The following is a 22,225-nucleotide window of genomic DNA, read 5'->3' as shown; positions in this document are numbered from 1 at the left end:
ATGAATGGAAAGCTTGATATAGATGAAGGAGGAAGTTGGATGGAATATCTCTTTTTTATGTTACTTCTCGTTTCGATCGTTGCTTGGTCGATCGGTATGGTGAATCCAAGTACGATTTTAAGATGGGAAGCTAAGCAAACGCGCAAAAGGCTAACCTTGTATTGCGCCACCCTTTTTATCGTTAGTTTTATTGGTTTCGGTGTTTCCGCAGGGCCTTCAGAAACAACTTCTGTCGATGAAGCCTCTGATAAAGGTATAGAAGTAGAGCAATCTGTTGAGGACGAAGATCATAAAGATCAAATGGAACAAGAAGCAAATGAAGAAACAGTAACGGACAGTGAAGACACTACACAACCTTCAACTGAAAAGGATGACGAAGCAAAGGAAACTGAAAAAAGTAATAATGAATTAGCAATGCCGCCACCAAAGGGAGATTTAACGGTTCATTTTTTTGATGTCGGGCAAGGTGATGCAACATTGTTCCAAGGACCTGACTTTAATATTTTAATTGATGCGGGTAGGCATGACCGAAATGATGTCGTTCAGTATCTGCAATCTGTAGGAACTAAACATCTAGATCTTGTGATCGGAACACACCCTCACGCCGATCATATCGGTCAAGTCGATAAAGTAATCGAAGCCTTGGAGGTATCGGAGGTTTGGATGTCTGGTGATGAACATACAACTCAAACATTCGAACGTGTCATCGATGCAATTTTACAATCAGATGCAACGTACCATGAGCCGCGAGCTGGAGAATCGTTTGAAGTTGGCTCGCTATTCATTGAAGTCGTGAACCCTTCTCATTTAACTGGAGATTTTCACGAAGGATCAGTGAGTGTTCGAATGCATTATGGTGATACCACATTTTTATTTACAGGCGATGCAGAACGACAAACAGAGCAAAAAATGATTAATGATGGCCATGATTTATCCGCTGATATTTTCCAACTTGGCCATCACGGTTCGAGTACATCAAATACAAACAGCTTCTTAGAAGCGGTACAACCAGAAATTGCGATTTACTCTGCAGGAAGAGATAATCAATATGGGCACCCTCACACTGAAGTCGTTGAGCGAATCAACAATACCGGCATTCCGCTTTACGGTACGGATATTCATGGCACCATCATCATTACAACGGATGGAACGTCTTACGATATTCAAACAAAACAAAGTGGTGAAGTGCAAGTAAATAAAGCACGCACGGATTCGAACGATCAAGCAGATACCCCTTCATCTAGCTCTTCTTCTGCCAAATGTATCGACATTAATACTGCATCCAAAGAACAGTTGATGGAAATTAATCATATCGGTGACGCAAGAGCAGAAGCATTAATCGATTTACGCCCGTTCCAGTCAGTAAGGGGCTTAACAAGAATCCATGGGATTGGTGACGCTAGAGTTTCTGAAATGAAAGAACAAGGATTAGCTTGTGTCGAGTAGAGGTGAACGTCATGATAAAAGTTGTGATTGATCGAATCGTTGATGAAAAACATGCAGTCCTTTTAACAAAGGATGAAGAACAAGAAATAATTGTTCCCATCGATAAATTGCCTAGTGGTGCAATGGAAGGTACATGGTTAAAGGTGAGTTTTCACGGAGATGACATTGAAAAAATCATTATTGACCAAGAAAGTAAAGCAACGCAAGAGCGGATTTCATCTAAAATGGCTCTCTTAAGAAAGAAAAAAGGTAGCCAATTTAAGAAAAAGTAAAAACGACCACTTCATGTTAAAAGTACCTTCGCGTAGCGGAGGTGCTTTTTTTTTTTCGCTACGATCATACATCTTTTACCTGCCACTCTTCCTTAAATGTTCAAGAGTTTCTTTCACTTCGATCTTCCTTTCTGTCGTTTCCCTCTCTAACATCCTTACTTCTTTTACATGACCTTTGTTAGAAAACAATAATGAGACCCTAGCCCCTTCTGCTACACCATCAGGCATCTCACTAAGGGCAACATACTCAATAATCGTTTCATCATTCTTCTGAAGGAGAACGACAACTTCACCGTCAACAATCCGGTCGACTGTATAAATTTTCTCGATCAGACTTTTTGTTTGGAGTGGTAGTTTACGAACTTCATTGTCGGGTGGAGAGATACTGATATTAGAGGAAATGAACAAACTTACAATCAACAAATACAAGAAAAAACAAATAAACGCTTTTCTCATCTTTAACCTCCCTTTACATGGATTTGTTTAGATACGTTTAATAGGAAATTTAAGTTTGGAGTACGTGCAGAAAAAATAACTTTTGCCAAACAAAACGAGGTGAATTTCGCGTGTAGAGATAATCGTGGATTCGTCCATATTATACAATTCATTTCATATTTTTTACAATGGAATCAATTTCATAACTCAAAATAGATACGAAATTTCGAATGATGAACGTGAACTTCACTTCAGACGGACGCTTTCCCGAGGGCTTGTCTTCAGCTAACTTAGGCTCGATAACTCTTCGCCTAAGTGGATCTTCAGACTGCGCTGACCCTCTGGGAGTCGCCGTCTTTTGTTACGTTCACTCCCAAATAAAACATACATTTAACGAAAAATTTATAATATCGTTCGTTTTATTGCGCATAAAACGTAATTATGAAATTGATTCAATTAGGACGATTTCGCTTGCTATCTATCGTACAAAATTTTGACAATTCATGAAAGACAGTGTCACATTTTTTCATCCTTTCATATTATGTGATACGAGCATTTCTCCTCTTTCCTTTCCCGCTCCCATCTTTTAAACAAGCCTTTACCGTACTTTCATGGAACCCATTTACTTTGATGTATTCATCCATCTCCAAAAAGGCAAGTACAAAATCTATTAACTCTATGAGGAGGTGAAGAAAATGTTGAAATACTTTAAAGGGCCATTACTTCTGTTTATAAGCTTTATGCTAGCAGTATACAGTTTGCTTGCTTTTTTAACCTATAACCATATAGAAGCAAAAATTGATAAAATCGACACATTACACGAAGAAGTTCAACAAGTACTAGACGATGACGGGGAATTAAGCTATGCACAAAGGTCTGCATACAACCGAGAAGTCGATCACTACGACAAGCTACAAAGTCTTTTACAATCTTTTTGGATGAAATGGGTATTTAACTTTCCTGAATTTACTCGAATCGAATAAATAACACACCTTTTATAAATAAAAGCTAACTTTCTTATGAAACTCATGATGAACCGTTGTTCTCAGGAGTTTTTCTTATGTACTTAAGTTCAATACGCTCTCGATTTAGCTAAACGGTTTAATAGCGAGTGAGTTACCTTATATGTAATTTGGAGCATTGAGTAATTCGACCCCACACATGTAAACACCAACCACTTATGAAAAACGAGACACTCATCTGCGGAAAGAGAATGTTTTCACAGAATATGGGAAGGATATTTTTGCATTGGTAAAAATATGGGGGGGGACTTTAATGAAGAACGATCAGCATATTCAACTAATAACTAACTATAAAAGAATCGCACCACTGGACAGCGTACATGAATGAGGTATGAATATGAAAAACAAAAAGATAGAAGTTTTATTATGGAGTATTGCCTTACCAGGCTTTGGTCAATTTCTAAATGGTAAATATTTAAAAGCTATCGTCTTCATTTTATTAGAGTTTCTCATAAACGTTCAAGCACGCTTAAATTACGTCATTATTCCAAGTTTTCATGGGCAGATTACTGAAGCTATTGCTCATACTGATTACCAATGGATTATGTTCTATCCTTGTTTATACATTTTCGCAATTTGGGATGCATATAAAGATGCGGGTGGTGGAACGGAGCCATTTGCATTTATGCCGTTTGTCTTTTCTGCCTTTATTGGTACAATAGGAGTCGTTTACTCCTCTACATTTCATATTAACGGGATATACTTCGGTCCGATTTGGTTACCAATTATATTTCTTTTCCTTGGATTTTTCATCGGAAAAATTCTTAGAAAGCTTATTATTGGTCGGCTTGATACCATTTAAGTGCCTGGCTCTCCATCCTTTAAAAGATATATTATATCTTGGTATGGGGGTCTGGCTCTTTTCTTTTGCGTCATCGTCTTCGTTTTCAACAAATGTGTCAAATCATGAAACGATATGAGTAGCCGACCGTATATAAAGTTAAAGTCTTCATAGCATAGAACGATGTTTTTAAATGAGGTGCTACATTATGATGCTTGATACAACAAACTTACTAATCGCGATCATTGCCGTAATTGCTGGTGGATTTGTGTCATATTATTACAAATGGTGGGCAGCACCAATTTATACTTTTGCAATCTATACAGGATTACACTATTTACACGAATTACTCTTTTACGGACAATTAGCGCCTAGTAGAAGTATAATGAACGATTTCTTATTTTTAATTGTCTTTTCGTTTCTTCTTGGGGTTGGATTAACACAGTTAAGAAAATCCACCATTAACCGGCTGATTCTTTTATCGATCGTCACTCTCGTTCCTCTCACAATGACGGTATACGTAATGAAAAGCACGACTTTTGAAGAAGCAATCTCACAAATGCTTGATAAAAATGAGACCATTATAGCTATTGACGTTAATTGGAGATCACTTGAAACGGACAAATTTATAGACAGAAAGGTAACGATCGAAGATAAAGAAACCATCAAGCGGCTCATTGATGAATCGACAGAAATGTCTTTGTTTAGCCATAATCGTACTTCTGGAATGGAATTTTATTTAACGATCTACACTGATCAAAGTCGTCATAACCTTCATCGAATTACATTTGAAGGTAGAAACATCATGATCGGTGACGAGTTTTATAGATTACTAGATGAAAACAGGCTAAAAGAAGCAATTCTTAATGAAAACTTCGATTGGGAAATTCTCGACTAGTATTTTCCGAAAAAAAGATATAGAAATGGGGGATACAATGGATCCGTATAGTCATCACAAATCACTAACGGACGGGCAAAGAGATAGCCGGTTTGAAGAAAGAAAAACGAAAAGAAATAACACGAAAAAATTTCAAGGAAAGTCCGCAATTTTTTCTCTTATATTATTAGCATCTTTCTTTACAATGTTATGGTTTATATTTTCTCCAGACGAAGAAATCGTCGTACATGAATATGTGTTTGAAGGGGAAGGAACTAATTGGTCAGCCGTTCTATTCTATGATGGCCAAGAACTTTGGGGAGAAGATGAATCTGGTGTTACAACTTATAAGAGTCATAGTAATTATACGTTTGAGCTCACCTACAACGGGGGATTAGAAGAACTCGCGCCGATGGAAAAGTTAGAGTGTCGTTTTACAAGAGGTACCACTGGTGAAGGTAGTGTGAGGTTAACATTTGAAGACGAACCTGTTTCTAAGACAGTATTTTCGACTAGCGGTGGTGGCACTGGTGCAGTCATGCAAGAAGATATGATTGTGGAAGTCGACGTTCAGTGGGATGACAAGGAAGAATCTTTTGAATTAGTTGTTGAGTGAATGTATTTCATAATTACGTTTTTTGCACAGTGAAACGAATGATATGATAAATACTTCATTAAATGCACGTTTTATTTGTAAGTGAAGGTAACAAAAGACGGCACCTCCCAGAGGATCAGCGACGAGCAATACTTCTTCGAACTGCTTCGAGCTGCGACGAGTAACCGCAGGAGCACTCTTTACCTGCGACGAGTAACCGCAGGAGCACTCTTTACCTGCGACGAGTAACCGCAGGAGCACTCTTTACCTGCGACGAGTAACCGCAGGAGCACTCTTTACCTGCGACGAGTAACCGCAGGAGCACTGTTTATCTGCGACGAGTAACCGCAGGAGCACTGTTTATCTGTGACGAGTAATCGCAGGAACAACGAGCTGAAGATCCACTTAGGCGAAAAGTTGTTGAGCCTAAGTTAGCTGAAGACAAGCCCTCGGGAAAGGTCCGTCTGAAGTGAAGTTCACACTCATCATTTGGGGTTTCGCATCTTATTTTGAGTTACTAAATTGATTCGAGTAAATGGTCTCCCCTAAAAAATATATTAACTTGCGAGCTGACGAATCAGCTCGTTTTTTCTATATAGGCAACTAGTAAAAATAAGTATTTTCTAAGTCAACCAAGGGTTGAAAGTGTTTACATAATTTGTAAACCTAAAAGGGATGATAAGGATTAGAAAATGTAATATAAATAATTGAGGTAATACTTATGGAGACTTACATCAATATCAACCCTAATAGAGAAACACTAGTTCTTTTGGGAGCAATTAGCATAGGGGTCTTAGGTTTAATTTATTACATAAAATTAAGCTGGAAACATTATGGAATGTTATTTTTAATGAGTGCTTTTATAGGTAATATTCTATGTTTTTTATTTGTAAATTTTGGGTTTTATACTTTTCCCTACCGCCTTCTTCCTAAACTTTCTGAAATGCCCATTATAGCAGTAACGATAACTTTCCCCTTGCTTGTCTTAGTAGGCGTTAGATACAGCCCAAAACCATGGCCGTGGAAAATCCCCTTTTACTGGACCATTATTCATGTTGGCATCTTCTTAGAAACAATCATGTTAACAGGAACACGTCTTATTGAATATCAATTTAAATGGGATCTCTGGGATTCCTATACTTGGTGGTGGATTTATTTTCTTATCTTTGAATGGATTGGTGGAATGATCGTTCCGGAACATTTAAGAAAGCCGCTTCAAATTCGACATCTAACGTATGGAAAGATAGGTTGGTTTCTCATTCATTTCATTCTAATCATTACGATATTTTTAGGAGGGTATTATCTAGGCTTAACACAACAATAGTGATCGGTTTTCAATATCTGTAGGAACATCTTTTTTCAGGATAAAGTAGAAGAATAACGACCTTTTTAGATCGTTATTCTCTCCATTTCCTACGTAAAAAGCAAAGAACCTTTAAGTTTTCATATACAATGTTCAGTTTTCTGACCTCATTCGGCTTAAAGCACTTTACTTAAAAAAGATTGAGTCCTTTGATGTTTTGGGTGATCAAAAAGATCGTCTGGAGCACCTTCCTCCATTATTTTTCCATCGTCCATAAAAATAACACGATCTCCCATTTCTCTGGCGAACCCCATCTCATGAGTGACTACAACCATCGTCATTCCTTCTTTTGCAAGGTCTTTCATTACTCCTAACACATCACCAACTAATTCAGGGTCTAACGCTGATGTGGGCTCATCAAATAACATAACCTTCGGGTTCATCGCTAACGCTCTTGCAATCGCTACACGTTGTTTTTGACCTCCAGATAAGCTCTCTGGATAAGCTTTTGCTTTATTTGACAAGCCAACTTTTTCTAAGAGAGACAAGGCTCGTTTTTCAGCTTCCTTTTTATTTATTCCTTTAACTTTTTGCGGACCTAATGTGACATTATCCAACACAGTCATGTGAGGGAACAAATGAAAGTGTTGAAACACCATTCCGACTTTTGATCGAAGGTTGTTTATGTCCACCTTCGGATCTGTGATGCTGACTCCATCAATCATAATTTCCCCTGACGTCACTTCTTCAAGTAAGTTTAAGCAACGTAAAAATGTGCTTTTCCCTGATCCAGATGGCCCAATGACACATACGACTTCTTTTTCATCTACCTTTGCATTTATCCCTTTTAAAACCTCTAAATCGCCAAAGGATTTATATAAATCTGTCACGTTAATCATTTGTACTTTAACCTCCGTTAAAACAACTCTTTTTACAATTATGAACAGACGAGCACTTCTCGAGAGAACATTTTGTTTTTACTGACTGCACATCGATCAATAATTGAAAATCCAGCTCGTTCTATAATCTCATCAACTGGCTCGATCGAAACAACGACGATTTTTTTCGCAAATGTACGAGCACTTTGAAACATTTCAAATTTCTCGTCATCTGTTATGACCGAACAAAGGTTGTATGGCATGTCTATCAATGCGACATCGTAATCCCCAGTAACATCTCGGATATCAGTTAACGTCACGTTTGCTGAGTAGCCAAAATGTGCGAGGTTTTTCCGCGAGCCATATACGACGCGAATATTCAGGTCGCTACCATCGATATTAACTCCCATAGAGCAAGCTTCAATAAGAACGGTCCCAATTCCACAGCACGGATCGATCGCTTTAATGTCAGTTGGATCGGGTACAGCGATATTGACAACACTTCTTGCCATCCGTGTACTTAATGCTGTCGAGTATTCATGCGGTTTTTCCTGATGTTTGAGCCAAACTGGTTCGTTGTAATAGAGTCTACCGAATACCCAACGTCCGTTGTAATTCATGATTCCGAAAAGTTGCTCAGGAGATGTTAAGTCGACGTCCCCTTTCATTTGTAATCCAACTTCACGAACGATCGGCTGTCTTTTCGTATACGTTAATTTTTCAGTAGTAGGGTTTTGGACAAAAATGAGTTTGAATGTCTGATTAAAAGCAGGGAGTTCTTTTACTTTTTCCACCATTTCTTCTACCGTCTTGCTCTCTAGAAGTACATCAAGACGTTCATTCATAAAAGGGCTGCGCTTCGGGTTAATTTGTTTCTCGCTTTCTATAACACCCGATTCAGTATCAAAACCAAAGAAAGCGCGCATTTCCAATTTACATAGTTCGAGCTCTTCTGTTGTGCATGAATAAGTGTATATTGAATTCATCGTTTTATTATTAGTTTTATTCAATCTTTCGTCATCCTTTATATATTCGATTTTGTTATTATATCAAAGAATTCCAAAAAGCGATAAACGTATCGAGCGCCAAGCATTTGGTGATTCGTTTCCAGGCGCCTGCCAATTGGGGATATTTGGTGTATAAATTCGCTATGTTATTCAATCGAGTGAAATATGATGAGTTTAGTGATTACTGGCAGCTCTTTACTTGTACATTGTCTTTCTATTTTATGTTAATATATTAATAGTTTTTAAATATTGGAGGCTGACAATGGGAAAAAGATTATTATTTTTCATCTTAACGAATATTTTAGTCATGACGACGATTGTTGTTGTTTGGTCGTTAATTACGACGTTTACAGATATCGGAGGAACGTTTGATACAGGTGGACCTGGTCTAGGAATTGACCTCGGTGCGTTAGCTGTCTTTAGTTTACTCGTCGGTTTCTCTGGATCATTCATCTCACTTGCGATGTCACGCTGGATGGCGAAGAAAATGATGAAAGTAAAAGTGCTTGATCCAAGCGGCCGTTTAACAGCTCAGGAACAAGCTGTTGTAGAAAAAGTACACCGCTTCTCTCGAGCAGCTGGCTTAATGCATATGCCTGAAGTTGGAATTTATCATTCGAACGAAGTGAATGCATTTGCAACTGGTCCATCTAAAAAACGCTCGCTCGTTGCTGTTTCATCTGGTCTACTAAACTCAATGGACGACGATGCTGTTGAAGGGGTTATTGCCCATGAAGTAGCTCACGTTTCAAATGGTGACATGGTAACAATGACATTATTGCAAGGTGTCGTAAACACATTTGTTGTCTTCTTCTCAAGAATCGCAGCAATTCTTGTTTCACGTTTAGTACGTTCTGAGATGCAGACGATTGTTCGTTTTGCTGCAATTATTATTTTCCAAATTTTATTCTCGATTCTTGGAAGTATTGTCGTTATGGCGTTCTCTCGTTACCGTGAATTCCATGCGGACCGTGGTGGTGCTGACTTAGCAGGAAGAGATAAAATGGCACACGCCCTACGTTCTTTACAAGCACACGTAAACCGTGCTACAGCTAATGACCGTACAGACGACTCAGCGATTCAAACAATGAAGATTAACGGAAAGGGCGGAATGGCAAAGCTATTCTCTTCTCACCCTGACCTTGAAGAAAGAATTGCTCGTCTAGAACAAAGATAAGGTACCAGAGACTTGTCGAATTATCTTTTAACTTTTGCAACTGCTCTATCACGATAGTGCAGTTGCTTTTTTAAGTTCATCTATTTCCATAATAAACCAAGTGCCAGACGCACAGGGATTCTTTTCCAGGTTCCTGAAGCTTAGGAGTAACCGGAAAATCTAGAGGGGCTTATTGTATAGACTCATTGAAAATCGCCAAGACTTCATGTACAGTTACAACATCTTATAACAAATGAGGGAACAATATGAATATAGAAAGTTTCGAGAGTTTTCATTTAAGTAAAGAGATTAGACAAGCACTTTCAGACTTGAACTATGAACAACCTACTGAAGTGCAACAAAAAGTAATTCCTCCTTCGTTAAACAAGAAAGACCTTGTCGTTAAATCGCAAACAGGCAGCGGCAAGACGGCCTCTTTCGGCATTCCAGTTTGTGAATTAACAGAGTGGGAGGAAAACAAACCACAAACGTTAATTCTCACCCCAACTCGTGAACTCGCAGTTCAAGTGAAAGAAGATATCACGAATATTGGAAGATACAAACGTGTGAAAGCTGCTGCCGTTTTTGGCAAACAGCCTTTTAATAAACAAAAATTAGAATTGAAACAAAAAACACACGTAGTCGTTGGAACGCCAGGAAGGGTACTAGACCACATTGAAAAAGGGACTCTTCCTATAGAAAAAGTTACAAACCTTATTATAGACGAAGCAGATGAAATGTTTAATATGGGGTTCATTGATCAAGTCGAAGCAATTATCAAGGAACTACCAACAAATCGAACAACTTCGATTTTTTCGGCAACCATCCCAGAAGATGTAGAGAACCTACGCAAAAATTATATGAAAAACCCTGATGAAATTGAGGTCACAAGCCAACATTTAACGACAGATAGTATTGATCACACTGTTATAGAAACGACCGAAAACAAGAAATTCAACTTGCTAAAAGATGTCATGACTACCGAAAACCCAGACAGCTGTATCATCTTTTGTAACACGCAGGAGAGTGTCGATCATATTTTTCGCCAATTAAACCAAGCAAATTACCCTTGTGAAAAAATACATGGCGGACTCTATCAAAAGGACAGATTTGCAGTGATGGATAACTTCAAACGAGGGAAATTCCGCTATTTGATTGCGACAGATGTTGCTGCAAGAGGGATTGATATTGAAAGTATCAGTTTAGTCATAAATTATGACGTCCCTTTTGAAAAAGAAAGCTACGTCCACCGAACGGGACGTACTGGTCGCGCTGGCAAACATGGAAATGCGATTTCATTCGTGACACCTGTAGAGAAAAAAGATATTCAAGATATTGAAAGCTATATTGGCTTTTCGATCCCTATAATACAAGCCCCTTCCAAAGAAGAGGTCAGCACTAGTAAAGCCGCTTTTGAAGAGAAGCTGAATACGAGATCAGAAGAGAAAAAAGATAAAAGTGCGAAGTTAAATGAAAATATTATGAAACTATATTTTAATGGCGGGAAAAAGAAGAAACTAAGACCTGTTGACTTCGTTGGAACGATCACGAGCATTCCTGACGTTACAGCTGATGACATAGGAATTATAAGTATTGAGCAAAATGCCACCTTTATCGATATTTTAAACGACAAAGGCTCCCTCGTTCTGCAAGAAATGAAAAACAAAACCGTCAAAGGAAAAAAACTAAAAGTTTATCAAGCAAAGAAATAATCACAAAAATAAATACCAGAAATATCCAGGTGTCGGGCACCTGGATATTTTTGGTGTTTACCTTTGGATATTTTTTCTGTACAACCGTTTGCACAAATACTTAAATAAAAAACTACGTTAATTTATATACGCGTGCTTCATATGGCCCTAATACGATGTGATCACTCTCTTTTTCCGTCGTGTTGTTATTACTTAAAGACAGTTGTTTCGTTTTATCACGCAAAGGTGCTGGCCATTCAACTTCTGTTTCGATTGCAAACAGGTTTGCGATAATGAAAAACGTTTCTTCTTTGAACGTTCTCGTATACGCATACACGTGCTCATGGTCTTCTAAGACAAGATTATACGTACCATAAACAAGAGCTGATTCTTCTTTACGGAGGTCGATCAGTTTTTTATAGTAGTTATAGATTGAATCAGGGTCTTTCATTGCCCTTTCAACATTAATATCCGTATAATTCGGATTAAGTTTTAACCATGGTTTCCCTGTCGTAAACCCAGCGTTTTCCCCGTCATTCCATTGCATTGGTGTACGTGAATTATCACGTCCGTTTTTCCAAATCACTTCCATGATTTCTTCGTGTGATTTTCCTTCAGCTCGTTCATTATGGTATAAATTTTTGATCGCGACATCATTATAGTCCTCAATAGATTCAAATTGAACATTCGTCATGCCAATTTCTTGACCTTGATAAATAAACGGCGTTCCTTTCATTAGGAAGTACATCGTCGCAAGAGATTTTGCTGATTTTTCACGGTACTTGTCATCATTTCCCCACGTAGAAACAGAGCGAGGCTGATCATGGTTTTCTAAAAACAGTGCATTCCAGCCCATTCCTTCAAGACCATCTTGCCATCTCGTTAACGTTTTTTTTAGCGCTGGTAAATCTAAGCTACCTTCAGCACTCTTTCCCCAAAGATCCAGGTGTTCAAATTGGAATATCATGTTAAAGCAACCGTTTTCTTCGCCTACCCATTCCTCTGCTTGATTCACCTTTACGCCATTTGCTTCACCGACAGTCATAATATCGTATTTATCAAAGGTTTCCTCTTTTAATTCTTGAAGAAAAACATGGATCCCTTCTTGATTCATATGGCCGTCAAAAGATGGAACATATTTCTTGTTCTCAGGGTTTGGCATATCAGGAAATCCCGGAGCTTTTTTAATGTGTGAGATCGCATCAACACGGAAACCATCAATTCCTTTGTCTAACCACCAATTCACCATGTCATACAAGTCACGACGAACATCGGGGTTTTCCCAATTTAAATCAGGCTGCTTTCTAGAAAAAACATGCATAAAGTATTCTTCAGTTTTTTCATCATATTCCCATGCTGAGCCGCCAAAAATTGATTCCCAGTTGTTCGGTTCTTTCCCATTTTTACCTGGGTGCCAAATGTAGTAATCACGGTACGGATTATCCTTTGACGAACGCGATTCTATAAACCATGGATGTTCATCGGATGTATGATTAATAACAAGGTCTAATATTAACTTCATACCTCGGCTATGAACTTCCTCTAGAAGCTGATCAAAATCATCCATTGTTCCGAAGTCTTCCATGATTCCCTTATAATCACTAATATCATAACCATTATCATCATTTGGTGAACTAAAAACCGGACAAATCCAAATGACATCGATCCCTAATTGTTTTAAATAATCCAGCTTAGAGATGACACCTTGAATATCACCAATTCCATCGCCGTTTGAATCCATAAAACTACGTGGATAAATCTGATATGCTACAGCCTCTTTCCACCAAGTTTGTTTCATGTTGCTTCCCCCTATCAATTTCTAAAATTATCACTTTTTTTCTTCATTTAATCATAACTCTTTCCAATATTTTCTTTACTGTCTCATACTTTTCCCATTTTCTTACTAGTACATACAGTATTCTATAAGTGAACCGGTTAACTTCAAGTTGAAATTTTTTTCTATAAAGCTTTTGTAGAGTCTCTAACAATTAGTTGAACTGGTAGTTCAAACGTTCTACGTTTGACTTCCATTGTGGTTTCATCAGCCTCAATTGATTGAAGTAATAATTCAGTGGCAACTTTACCTTTTTGAAAAATATCTTGCCTGATCGTTGTTAAGCTTGGAGTCATATACTTACATATACTTATGTCATCAAACCCTACGATTGAATAATGACCGGGTACTTGTTTTCCATTTTCTTGATACGCTTTCATCATGCCTATCGCTAAAATATCAGAAGCAGCAACGACCCCTGTAATACTATCATTCGTACTTAAAAGATGCTCTGCCATTTGAAACCCTTGCTCAAAAGTGATCTCATCACACTCGAAAACTTTCTTTCTATCAGTTCGAATACCAGACTCTTCAAGAGCTCTTGTATAACCTTCTAGACGTTTATTATTTACAGCACTTATATCTAGCTCTGTTGCAACAAACGCTATCTCTTTATGACCTAAGTCAATTAAATGTTTTGTTGCTAAATACCCGCCATGTTCATCATTTATTTGGACTTTATGAAATGACTCAGAAAAACTCTTATACGTGTCAATGAGCACAATAGGAATCGATAATTTATTCATTTCACGGTATAAATCTTCTGGAAAATGGCCTAAAAATACGAGCCCATCTAAATTCCTTTTTTTCACCCATTGCCTGCACTCTTCAGGGTCACTAACACTCGTAATGAGAGTATCATACTGTTTTTCTCTTGCTACTAATTCCACTCCACTAATGAATTCGTGGTAATACTGGTTTTTCTTAAACACCGATGCTGGTGAATCGTCAATTAAAGGCATTAAGACACCAATTAGATTTGATTTCCTTTTAGATAGACTAACTGCAGTAAAGTCAGGGGAATAATGTAATTCTTTGATAGCATCCTGTACCCTTAACCGTGTCTCGTCTGATACTTTTTTCACACCGTTTATAACGTATGATACAGACGCAGGAGAAACTCCTGCATGTTTTGCAACGTCACGTATTGTAGGTTTCTTTTTCATACTCCCTCCAGGTTAACCGGTTAACTAATCATACCTATTTTAAATAAATAACGTTATACAGTCAAACCCCAAAATCGACGATCATGTGAATATTCACATCTAAATAGACATTCTTATAAGCCTCAAATTTTCCCAAACGTTTCCCTACTGCTTCCAAATGCTTACCAAGTGTCTGCAACTTGGAGGGAATTGGAAACTACTAGTGACAAGTGGTGTTTTGGCGATAAATTAATGAAACTTTCCTGGGTTTTCTCGAAACTTTTTTTGACACTTTGTCGTAGAACCAGATATGGGAGGTGGAACTGTTTGAAGAATATATTACACGTGATAATTGCAGCTTTCATCACATTTTTCCTTGTAGGCTGTACGGGTTTATCTGAAGACACAATCGAAGAGGAAGCAATTGATAACTTAGAAGCAGTCCTATTACTCGTACAAGAAAATAGAGGTGCTGATATCGCTCCTGACTTCAATGTTGATGAATTCCTTTATGATTATGACCAATGGGAAAGCACAGAGCTTTCTGAAGGTGAGCTGGAAGAAATCCGGTATACCGGCGAACCACACGCTTATATAACAAAAGAAGAAATGATCGAAGACGTCGAGACGATGCATCGAGTCCTAAAATATATGTACGCACTATATGAAGCAAACGGCGGAGATACAACGTTTAAAAATGCTCGTGACGACCTAATCGATACGATTCATGAACGGTTTGATTCGGACGATACGATTCACGCAGGAGCATTATCACAATTACTCATTGAGCACTATTCCTTTATACGTGATACACACTTTTATATCGACGGTCAACTTGTTACATCGGTTAACTATAACCTTTTCATCAGTGAACAAACCTCATTTAATAAAACCAGCAACGGCTACTTTTTTTCTACGACCGATGGAGCTAAGCTCGTAAGCATTAATGAGGAAGAAAATCTCGAACAATTCTTAAAACCATCTATTGATGAAAATGGAGAACTAGTATATACCCCTAGTTTGTTTACTGAGCAAAACGAGCCCCCAACTTTTCAGTTTATAACTGATATGCATGGTGAAAAAACTGAGAAAGATGTAACGCTCAACCAAGTTTCTAGTCAACGATTAATGGATGACTCCAAAATCATCATAGACGAAGAGATTCCACAATTATCTCTTAGAACCTTTATGTTTTACGATCATTCCCCTGTCTCAGCGAACATCTTTATCGATTCAGCTGATAAGTTACAAGATGAAGCCGTTTGGATTTTAGATATTCGTAGCAATGAAGGCGGGTATTCCCACTACATCAATGAATGGCACAGGGAGCTTTTCGGTTATCTACCTGGCTTTGGAGATTATATACTTACACTTTATTCAAATACGGGCTACCACATTTATGAAGATACAGAGCAATATTACGAAAGTAGAGGCGTTGTCGCTGATCCACTTAGTGACTTTACAGGGTTTAGTTCGATCCTGTTCCCTCTAGATGAACCACACTGGGGACGTGAATTCTACGCTGAAAAAAATATTAAAAATGAGGATTCCATCATTTTTGTCCTGATCGATGAATATACAGCATCAGCGGCAGAACATATGGTTCAAGTGATGAAACAAGTAGAAAATACCATTCTTGTCGGTACTCCGACAATGGGCGCATTAAATAGCGGTGGGGCTCTTTTCTGGGAACTTCCTAACAGCAACATTGTTATGGATGTTCCATCTACTTTTAACTACCACCCAGAACATATGAAAAAAGAAGGTATTGGCCTAGAGCCAGACTTATGGATTAACCCAGAAAATGCTGAAGAAAGAATCAAAAATTTTATCAACATCCACTTTGATCAAAATGAACAAGACGTCAAGTGATTAATTATCACTTGGCGTTTTGTTTGCCCATTTCCCCTAACCTTTTCTCCCAATTTTAATTATTTTCCTATACCTCAAGAATCCATTCCTGTTTTTTTTTTAGAAAATATTCGAGAGTGGGCAGCTCTATATCATAATTTGTCTAACTTAGAACATTCACCACTCAATATGATTTCTTATCACTTGATGGATAATAGTATGGCGGAATTTTTAACCAACCGTGCTTACGCATCAAAGCCTTTAATGATGTACTAAAGGTTAACATCTCTGATTGAAATTCTGCCCACATCATACCTACGTCCGTACGAATCGATTGAGCCTGTCCCATCGCACATTCTACGATTGCACTCGCTATTTTTAAAGACACACCATTTGCGATTTCGTCATCCGTCACCTTGATCCCATGGGGAATATCATCAATCACATTATCTGGTTTAGGTGGAGAAGTTTCTGGTAGTGGAACCCCTTCTTTGATAAGAAATGACTCAAGTCTTTCTGACTGTGATAGACACATTTTATGTGCATCAGTGAGCATTTCTTTCACTTCTTCATTTTTCGTAGTGTTTAGCCCCATTTCCTCATACCTGAGCATTTCATTGACGGCTGTAAAATAAGTCCATATTGCCATTACCTCTCCAACATGTAACGGTGCTTTTGAGTCATTATCGGTATTTGTTTTTAAAGCCTTCCAAAATGCTTCAAATGGATTAGGCATTTTGATACCTCCTTACCATTAATTTCTTCAAAAATAATCAAGTTATGTATTACGTTGAGCGAATTTCATAATTCACATCTTTAAAATTGATGACAACTTCAGAATTTATTTTTTTCATTTTTTTAATTTGCATTTTTATTTGATCGCAGTTGAAATACACTTCGCCTTCACATATAGGCACAAGTACGACATCCGTTCTTTATCCCCCTCGGGTAATGAGTGGCTACCTATAGGACTAACGATTATCTATTACTTCTATAAGACAGAGTCTTTCGTTTGATAAGTCATTAACACAATCAGGTCTTTGTCCTCTGAACATGATATAAACTTTTATATCTATTGATTCATTTTGAGAATATCGAGTCTATTCCATAAACTACCACAATATTTCTATATCATCCCAAATTAAAGGAGGAAATCAATGAAAAAATTGTTGAGGGTTCAACTTATTTTTGTTGTAGTCATGGCTTTACTCGCTTCATCCATTAGTTTTGCAGGTGCTGATTCTCCCCCTGAATCTACTAATGATTCTGAGCAACGCTTTATTATTGCTTTTAAATCTGAAGAGTTTCCTAGTAATTATGCTGGCATCATTAACCGTGCTGGTGGTGAAATAACGTACGAAGTGTCTCAAATTGGGGTTTTAGAGGCAACGTCTGATAACCCACTTCAATTTATTAAATCATTAACTAAAGAAAGTGATGTACTAAGTCTTTCTCCTTCAATCGATGTCACCCTCGATTTACCTGATTTTGATCTTGATGGTGAAGCTGTTTCAGGAGACAACCCTGGCCCTGTTCCTGTTGATGAAAACATTTGGGAAGCTGGTTGGCAATGGGATATTGAAAAAGTGACAAATAACTTTGCAAGTCATGATGTACATAGTGGTACACATGATGTCGTCGTTGGTGTTATTGATACAGGATTTGACTTCGATCACCCAGACTTAGCACCAAATATTATCGGAGGTCCTGAAGCTTCACGTACATTCGTACCAGGTACGGAGGATTCATGGGATAACCACGGACATGGAACGCATGTTGCTGGTACAATCGCTGGTAATGGACGGATGAAAGGTATCGCTCCTGACGTTGGTTTAAAGTCTTACCGTGTCTTCAACAGAGGAAGCGCACAACAACTTTGGATTACAGATGCAATGATTGCTGCAGCTGATGACGGTGTCGATGTCATTAACATGAGCTTAGGGGGAACACGTGTCGTCGGCCAATGGTTCTATACAGACCCTGAAACAGGAGAGCGTGTAAGAATGGGGAACAACCAAGCAGCAGATGTCGTTGCTTATAAACGAGCAGTTGACTATGCTGTTAGTAGAAATGTAACAGTCGTTGCAGCTGCTGGAAATTCTGCTCAAGATATGAGCAACCCTTCAAAGGTAGCCGACTGGATTGAAGGAAACGCTGGACCAGAATATGATGTAAACGGAGCTGCTTGGTTCGTCCCAGCTCATCTTCCAGGTGTTGTGACTGTTTCTGCGATGGGAGGCGGATTTGGTACAGAAGATCGACTATCTTTCTTCTCTAACTACGGAAACGGTGCAATCAACCTTGGTGCACCTGGTGGTGACGACCCTCCTGCTGGTTATGAAGGAGGAGACACGTTTAAATTTGCCATTTTAAGCGCTTATCCAACTTACTTTGACAATAACCGAAGCCAACAGCTTTTTGGTGAAAATGGTTACGTTTGGATGAGAGGAACATCAATGGCTTCCCCACAAGTAGCAGGAGCTGCTGCAGCTTACATCTCGCAAGTATATGAAGAAACAGGCAAAAAGCCAACTCCTCGCCAAGTCCAAAATCGCCTGCAGCAAACAGCTGACAGTGTTGATAAGACTGGATACAGTGAATATTTTGGTCATGGGCGTGTCAACATATACAATGCTTTAACTAGATAAATAAATGATAAAAACAAGTCAGGAACGATTGGTTCACTGACTTGTTTTTTCTATATATACTATACAATTTTCCCCATATATAGGGAACACCCGCTTAAGCTGTGGCTTGCACCGGAATTAATGCCTTTAAATAACCCTTTTTAAAAAACCGAGAAAAATAATATACACTTTATGAAACACTCACTTTATGCTCTTTCTTTAATAGTTCCTCAATTTCACTAGCAGGTAAAGGTTTGCTAAATAAATACCCTTGAAAAGCATCACACTTTTCTTTCTCAAGAAATTGTAATTGGTTTTCAGTTTCCACACCTTCAGCTACCACTTGAAGCCTCAAGTTCTTTGCAAGGGTAATAATTGTTGAAACAACTTCAACTTCGTATAATGGATTCCTAATATCATGGATAAACGATTTATCTATTTTCAATTTATCAATAGGCAGATTCTTTAAATTGCTTAGTGAACTATAACCTGTCCCGAAATCATCCATGGATATTTTAATTCCTAGCTTTTTAAGCCTCTTAAGAATGCGCATCGTATAATTGATGTCCATCGCGATACTTTCCGTAATCTCTAATTCAAGACACCTTGGATCGAGTTCATTTTCTTTTATAATCTCACTTATTTTTTCACATAAATCTTGTTGTAAAAACTGTCGCAATGATAAATTGACGGACACATTTATAGGAGGGAATCCTTCATTTTGCCATTCTCTTATTTGTTTACAAGCCGTTCGTAAAACCCATTCACCAATTGGAAGGATCAAACCTGTCTCTTCTGCTAACGGTATGAATTTATCTGGAGAGATGATCCCCTTATCAGGGTGATCCCAGCGCAATAACGCTTCCATACCGTTTATTTCGCCAGTTTCAATATCAATAAAAGGTTGATAATAAACCTTAAATTCCTCTTCTGCTAATGCTTTTCGCAGATCATTTTCAAGGATGAATTCAGAATATGTAGACGTATTCATGGTAGGCTTGAAAAAATGATAGTCATTTTTCCCCCGATCTTTCGAACGGTACATCGCAATATCGGCATATTTAATTAATGTATCTGCACTTTTACCATCTGATGGATAGAAAGAGATTCCCATACTTGTTGTCACATGAATATACATTCCATCTATTAGAAATGGCTTTTCAAATTCATGCTGAAGCTTTTTAGCTATACTATGCATCTCTTCTTCATCTACTTCAGATATTAGCAGTAAAAATTCATCTCCCCCCATACGACACAATGTTCCCTTATCTTTCATACAAATTTCTAATCGACAAGCAACATCCTTTAATAACTGGTCACCAAATTGATGGCCCATTGAATCATTTACCTTTTTAAAATTATCAAGATCTAGAAGGATGATACCTATTTCTTTATTAATATGATGTGATTGATTAATCGAATGTTCTAGTAACTCATAGAAATAATTGATATTTGCTAATCCAGTAACGTTATCATGATAGGCCATAAATTCCACTTTTTTCTCAGCCTTAATTCTCCGCCCTTCTGATAACTTTGCTTCTAGTATCATTACAAATGCTAAAACTAGGTAAAACAAAAAGAAATAGACAATATCAAACGCGTTCCAATGGGCAAAATAAACGTCACTATTAAAGGAAACAAAAAATAGAAAGATAAGGAAGGAACCAATTATTGAAAGTAAAATATTCTTCCATTGTCTATAAAACATACTTAATATTGGAGCTAATAGCAAAACAAATAAGTTAATAGGATGCTTATCGACAAAATTGAGAATAAATAAGATTAAAAGAACCGTTAACGTAACAAAATACATCGTACTTTCGATATATATTCGTTTATATGTCATCCAAGTTAAAATTGTGCACACGGGGATCCCTAATATAGCAATAAAAATAAGAGCATTAATAATGGTTGGATCATACTCTAGTAAGATAATATTTGTAACTACTGTAAACATTAATAATAACCAAAGAAGGGTCACCATCATTCGGTTACGCTGATTAAGGATATCTAATTCTTTATTCACATGACTACCCCTTATTTACTGATGTATTCTACTAAGACGTCATACGACAAGCACTTTAACACTATTATAAAAGTACTATACAATAAAAGTAAACAGAGGAAAATCCAGCTTTATGGGTCTTAGAAACGAGGCAATGAAGAATGAAGGTTGAAAAAGGGGGCCAGTTACCTGACCCCCTTTTTATTAAAACCCTTTATTTAGGTCGACTTGATTTGAAAGTAAAAGATTATTTTCAATCTTATGTAATGTATCAATGAAGCAATCGACACCCTCTTCAGGCGTTGTCACAGCTGAAATATGTGGTGTAACGACAACGTTTGGGTGCGTCCAAAACGGATCGTTCTCTGGAAGTGGCTCCTCTTGAAACACGTCTAAAATGGCCTTTCTTACCTTGCCATCATCCAACGCTTCTAATAAAGCCCGATTATCAACAGATTCACCACGACCAACATTAATAAAAACAGCATTAGAGCTTTGATTAAACAATGCTTTATCAAACATCCCACGAGTTTTTTCCGTCAGTGGCATCGTATTAATCACATAGTCTGCTTCTGCTAAAACATCATGAGATCCATTCTCTGATGAAAAAACGTCTTTAAAATGCTTTTTTTGTTTCCCGCTAAGAGAAACTCCGTATACTTTCATCCCGAAAGAGGATAACGTTTTTGCGACTTCCTGTCCAATAACCCCTGTACCGTACACAGTCACTTGTCTTTCATACAATGGAGACGGAGCTTCTGCTCTCCACTCTTTCTGCTTCTGCAAATCTTCATAACGGTCGTGATTTTGTAAATCTCTTAAAATATAACTTAAGCAGTATTCACTGATTTTTTGCCCGAAAGAACATACCGTCCTTGTTAAAACAACATCATCTTTCCATTCGACGTCTTTCAGAATTTTATCGACTCCCGCTCCGAAAGAGTGGACCCACTTTATGTTTCCAAATGTAAAGTTATCTGGACGTTTAAACGCCACAAAAGCATCAGCCCATAAATAATCTTCTTCGCTTACTTCCTCCGGATGACGAAAACGAAACTGTTTCGTTTGATCAACGTCTTGTTTTTTAAACATCTCTTCTATTTCCCTATACATAGGGCTTGCAAATAATATTTTATTAATTTTCATGGTCACACCTTCCCTCCTTATATATATAATCCTACCTTTTCTATCATTTTTTTTCAAAATAGGAACGGATTACGTCAAGGGTTTAGTGGTTAACAGATGGTGAATATGTTTCGAGTAGGGTAAAAAGTGAAGGAGGATAAAATTATTTCACAAA

General features: G+C 37.7%; 19 protein-coding genes. 11 read left to right on the top strand and 8 right to left on the bottom strand.

The window, feature by feature from the left end; genetic code table 11:
• The first annotated feature begins 39 nt into the window (after nucleotides 1–39).
• Together LGQ02_RS03915 and LGQ02_RS03910 are read left to right on the top strand one after the other, a co-directional pair.
• Nucleotides 40–1,446 carry an MBL fold metallo-hydrolase gene (locus LGQ02_RS03915; RefSeq protein ID WP_226516928.1) on the top strand — a complete coding sequence of 469 codons (1,407 nt, stop codon included), beginning with the start codon at nucleotides 40–42 and terminating at the stop codon, nucleotides 1,444–1,446.
• Between the two features lie 11 nt (nucleotides 1,447–1,457).
• Nucleotides 1,458–1,718, top strand: coding sequence for a DUF3006 domain-containing protein (locus tag LGQ02_RS03910; RefSeq protein ID WP_226516927.1), 261 nt, complete (start codon nucleotides 1,458–1,460; stop codon nucleotides 1,716–1,718).
• Between the two features lie 75 nt (nucleotides 1,719–1,793).
• On the opposite strand, the gene LGQ02_RS03905 is transcribed toward LGQ02_RS03910, so the two are convergent.
• Entirely contained in the window at nucleotides 1,794–2,174 is a 381-nt protein-coding gene (locus tag LGQ02_RS03905; protein ID WP_226516926.1) for a DUF3006 family protein, read from the bottom strand.
• Nucleotides 2,175–2,848: 674 nt separating this feature from the next.
• Here LGQ02_RS03905 and LGQ02_RS03900 point away from each other — a divergent pair.
• The 5 genes from LGQ02_RS03900 (at nucleotide 2,849) to LGQ02_RS03880 (ending at nucleotide 6,752) form a co-directional block, all read left to right on the top strand.
• Nucleotides 2,849–3,136 carry a hypothetical protein gene (locus tag LGQ02_RS03900; RefSeq protein WP_226516925.1) on the top strand — a complete coding sequence of 96 codons (288 nt, stop codon included), beginning with the start codon at nucleotides 2,849–2,851 and terminating at the stop codon, nucleotides 3,134–3,136.
• A 376-nt stretch (nucleotides 3,137–3,512) separates the two neighbouring features.
• A complete protein-coding gene (locus LGQ02_RS03895; RefSeq protein ID WP_226516924.1) occupies nucleotides 3,513–3,977 on the top strand; it encodes a hypothetical protein in 465 nt (154 codons plus the stop codon).
• Between the two features lie 187 nt (nucleotides 3,978–4,164).
• On the top strand, nucleotides 4,165–4,854 hold the full coding sequence (locus LGQ02_RS03890; protein WP_226516923.1) for a hypothetical protein: 690 nt from the start codon (nucleotides 4,165–4,167) through the stop codon (nucleotides 4,852–4,854).
• Nucleotides 4,823–5,449 carry a hypothetical protein gene (locus tag LGQ02_RS03885; protein WP_226516922.1) on the top strand — a complete coding sequence of 209 codons (627 nt, stop codon included), beginning with the start codon at nucleotides 4,823–4,825 and terminating at the stop codon, nucleotides 5,447–5,449. Before LGQ02_RS03890 ends, LGQ02_RS03885 begins: the two co-directional genes overlap by 32 nt.
• A 700-nt stretch (nucleotides 5,450–6,149) precedes the next feature.
• A complete protein-coding gene (locus LGQ02_RS03880) occupies nucleotides 6,150–6,752 on the top strand; it encodes a CBO0543 family protein (RefSeq protein WP_226516921.1) in 603 nt (200 codons plus the stop codon).
• A gap of 155 nt (nucleotides 6,753–6,907) precedes the next feature.
• Here LGQ02_RS03880 and LGQ02_RS03875 read toward each other — a convergent pair whose 3' ends face one another.
• Nucleotides 6,908–7,630: an amino acid ABC transporter ATP-binding protein gene (locus LGQ02_RS03875; RefSeq protein WP_226516920.1), complete on the bottom strand. Its 723-nt coding sequence runs from the start codon at nucleotides 7,628–7,630 to the stop codon at nucleotides 6,908–6,910.
• A 38-nt stretch (nucleotides 7,631–7,668) separates the two neighbouring features.
• On the bottom strand, nucleotides 7,669–8,619 hold the full coding sequence (locus LGQ02_RS03870) for a TRM11 family SAM-dependent methyltransferase (protein WP_226516919.1): 951 nt from the start codon (nucleotides 8,617–8,619) through the stop codon (nucleotides 7,669–7,671).
• A 259-nt stretch (nucleotides 8,620–8,878) separates the two neighbouring features.
• On the opposite strand from LGQ02_RS03870, the gene htpX reads away from it, so the two are divergent.
• On the top strand, nucleotides 8,879–9,793 hold the full coding sequence (gene htpX, locus LGQ02_RS03865; protein ID WP_226516918.1) for a protease HtpX: 915 nt from the start codon (nucleotides 8,879–8,881) through the stop codon (nucleotides 9,791–9,793).
• Nucleotides 9,794–10,038: 245 nt separating this feature from the next.
• Nucleotides 10,039–11,484 (top strand): DEAD/DEAH box helicase, encoded by a 1,446-nt coding sequence (locus tag LGQ02_RS03860; RefSeq protein ID WP_226516917.1) that lies wholly within the window; start codon nucleotides 10,039–10,041, stop codon nucleotides 11,482–11,484.
• Nucleotides 11,485–11,596: 112 nt separating this feature from the next.
• On the opposite strand, the gene LGQ02_RS03855 is transcribed toward LGQ02_RS03860, so the two are convergent.
• Together LGQ02_RS03855 and LGQ02_RS03850 are read right to left on the bottom strand one after the other, a co-directional pair.
• On the bottom strand, nucleotides 11,597–13,261 hold the full coding sequence (locus LGQ02_RS03855; protein WP_226516916.1) for a glycoside hydrolase family 13 protein: 1,665 nt from the start codon (nucleotides 13,259–13,261) through the stop codon (nucleotides 11,597–11,599).
• A 161-nt stretch (nucleotides 13,262–13,422) separates the two neighbouring features.
• On the bottom strand, nucleotides 13,423–14,463 hold the full coding sequence (locus tag LGQ02_RS03850) for a LacI family DNA-binding transcriptional regulator (protein ID WP_226516915.1): 1,041 nt from the start codon (nucleotides 14,461–14,463) through the stop codon (nucleotides 13,423–13,425).
• A gap of 306 nt (nucleotides 14,464–14,769) precedes the next feature.
• On the opposite strand from LGQ02_RS03850, the gene LGQ02_RS03845 reads away from it, so the two are divergent.
• Nucleotides 14,770–16,314 carry a S41 family peptidase gene (locus LGQ02_RS03845; protein WP_226516914.1) on the top strand — a complete coding sequence of 515 codons (1,545 nt, stop codon included), beginning with the start codon at nucleotides 14,770–14,772 and terminating at the stop codon, nucleotides 16,312–16,314.
• A 163-nt stretch (nucleotides 16,315–16,477) separates the two neighbouring features.
• On the opposite strand, the gene LGQ02_RS03840 is transcribed toward LGQ02_RS03845, so the two are convergent.
• Entirely contained in the window at nucleotides 16,478–17,029 is a 552-nt protein-coding gene (locus LGQ02_RS03840; RefSeq protein WP_226516913.1) for a DUF3231 family protein, read from the bottom strand.
• A gap of 421 nt (nucleotides 17,030–17,450) precedes the next feature.
• Between LGQ02_RS03840 and LGQ02_RS03835 the strand changes: the two genes are divergently transcribed.
• Nucleotides 17,451–18,941: a S8 family serine peptidase gene (locus LGQ02_RS03835; protein ID WP_226516912.1), complete on the top strand. Its 1,491-nt coding sequence runs from the start codon at nucleotides 17,451–17,453 to the stop codon at nucleotides 18,939–18,941.
• A gap of 169 nt (nucleotides 18,942–19,110) precedes the next feature.
• Here the strand turns inward: LGQ02_RS03835 and LGQ02_RS03830 are convergent, their stop codons facing one another.
• Entirely contained in the window at nucleotides 19,111–20,946 is a 1,836-nt protein-coding gene (locus tag LGQ02_RS03830; RefSeq protein WP_226516911.1) for an EAL domain-containing protein, read from the bottom strand.
• 183 nt (nucleotides 20,947–21,129) lie between these two features.
• The gene (locus tag LGQ02_RS03825; protein ID WP_226518211.1) at nucleotides 21,130–22,071 is read right to left on the bottom strand and encodes a D-2-hydroxyacid dehydrogenase; all 942 of its coding nucleotides are present in this window, start codon (nucleotides 22,069–22,071) and stop codon (nucleotides 21,130–21,132) included.
• Nucleotides 22,072–22,225: the final 154 nt, after the last annotated feature.

The organism is Bacillus shivajii, assembly GCF_020519665.1.
In the GTDB taxonomy this organism is placed as follows: Bacteria; Bacillota; Bacilli; order Bacillales; family Salisediminibacteriaceae; genus Bacillus_CA; species Bacillus_CA shivajii.
The sequence above is the reverse complement of the archived record's forward strand: the minus strand, read 5'-3'. Positions and strand labels throughout refer to the sequence as shown.

Coding starts and splice junctions, on each gene's coding strand:
- LGQ02_RS03915 (WP_226516928.1), top strand. CDS start 40: ATGGAATATCTCTTTTTTATGTTACTTCTCGTTTCGATCGTTGCTTGG.
- LGQ02_RS03910 (WP_226516927.1), top strand. CDS start 1,458: ATGATAAAAGTTGTGATTGATCGAATCGTTGATGAAAAACATGCAGTC.
- LGQ02_RS03905 (WP_226516926.1), bottom strand. CDS start 2,174: ATGAGAAAAGCGTTTATTTGTTTTTTCTTGTATTTGTTGATTGTAAGT.
- LGQ02_RS03900 (WP_226516925.1), top strand. CDS start 2,849: ATGTTGAAATACTTTAAAGGGCCATTACTTCTGTTTATAAGCTTTATG.
- LGQ02_RS03895 (WP_226516924.1), top strand. CDS start 3,513: ATGAAAAACAAAAAGATAGAAGTTTTATTATGGAGTATTGCCTTACCA.
- LGQ02_RS03890 (WP_226516923.1), top strand. CDS start 4,165: ATGATGCTTGATACAACAAACTTACTAATCGCGATCATTGCCGTAATT.
- LGQ02_RS03885 (WP_226516922.1), top strand. CDS start 4,823: ATGAAAACTTCGATTGGGAAATTCTCGACTAGTATTTTCCGAAAAAAA.
- LGQ02_RS03880 (WP_226516921.1), top strand. CDS start 6,150: ATGGAGACTTACATCAATATCAACCCTAATAGAGAAACACTAGTTCTT.
- LGQ02_RS03875 (WP_226516920.1), bottom strand. CDS start 7,630: ATGATTAACGTGACAGATTTATATAAATCCTTTGGCGATTTAGAGGTT.
- htpX (WP_226516918.1), top strand. CDS start 8,879: ATGGGAAAAAGATTATTATTTTTCATCTTAACGAATATTTTAGTCATG.
- LGQ02_RS03860 (WP_226516917.1), top strand. CDS start 10,039: ATGAATATAGAAAGTTTCGAGAGTTTTCATTTAAGTAAAGAGATTAGA.
- LGQ02_RS03855 (WP_226516916.1), bottom strand. CDS start 13,261: ATGAAACAAACTTGGTGGAAAGAGGCTGTAGCATATCAGATTTATCCA.
- LGQ02_RS03850 (WP_226516915.1), bottom strand. CDS start 14,463: ATGAAAAAGAAACCTACAATACGTGACGTTGCAAAACATGCAGGAGTT.
- LGQ02_RS03840 (WP_226516913.1), bottom strand. CDS start 17,029: ATGCCTAATCCATTTGAAGCATTTTGGAAGGCTTTAAAAACAAATACC.
- LGQ02_RS03835 (WP_226516912.1), top strand. CDS start 17,451: ATGAAAAAATTGTTGAGGGTTCAACTTATTTTTGTTGTAGTCATGGCT.
- LGQ02_RS03825 (WP_226518211.1), bottom strand. CDS start 22,071: ATGAAAATTAATAAAATATTATTTGCAAGCCCTATGTATAGGGAAATA.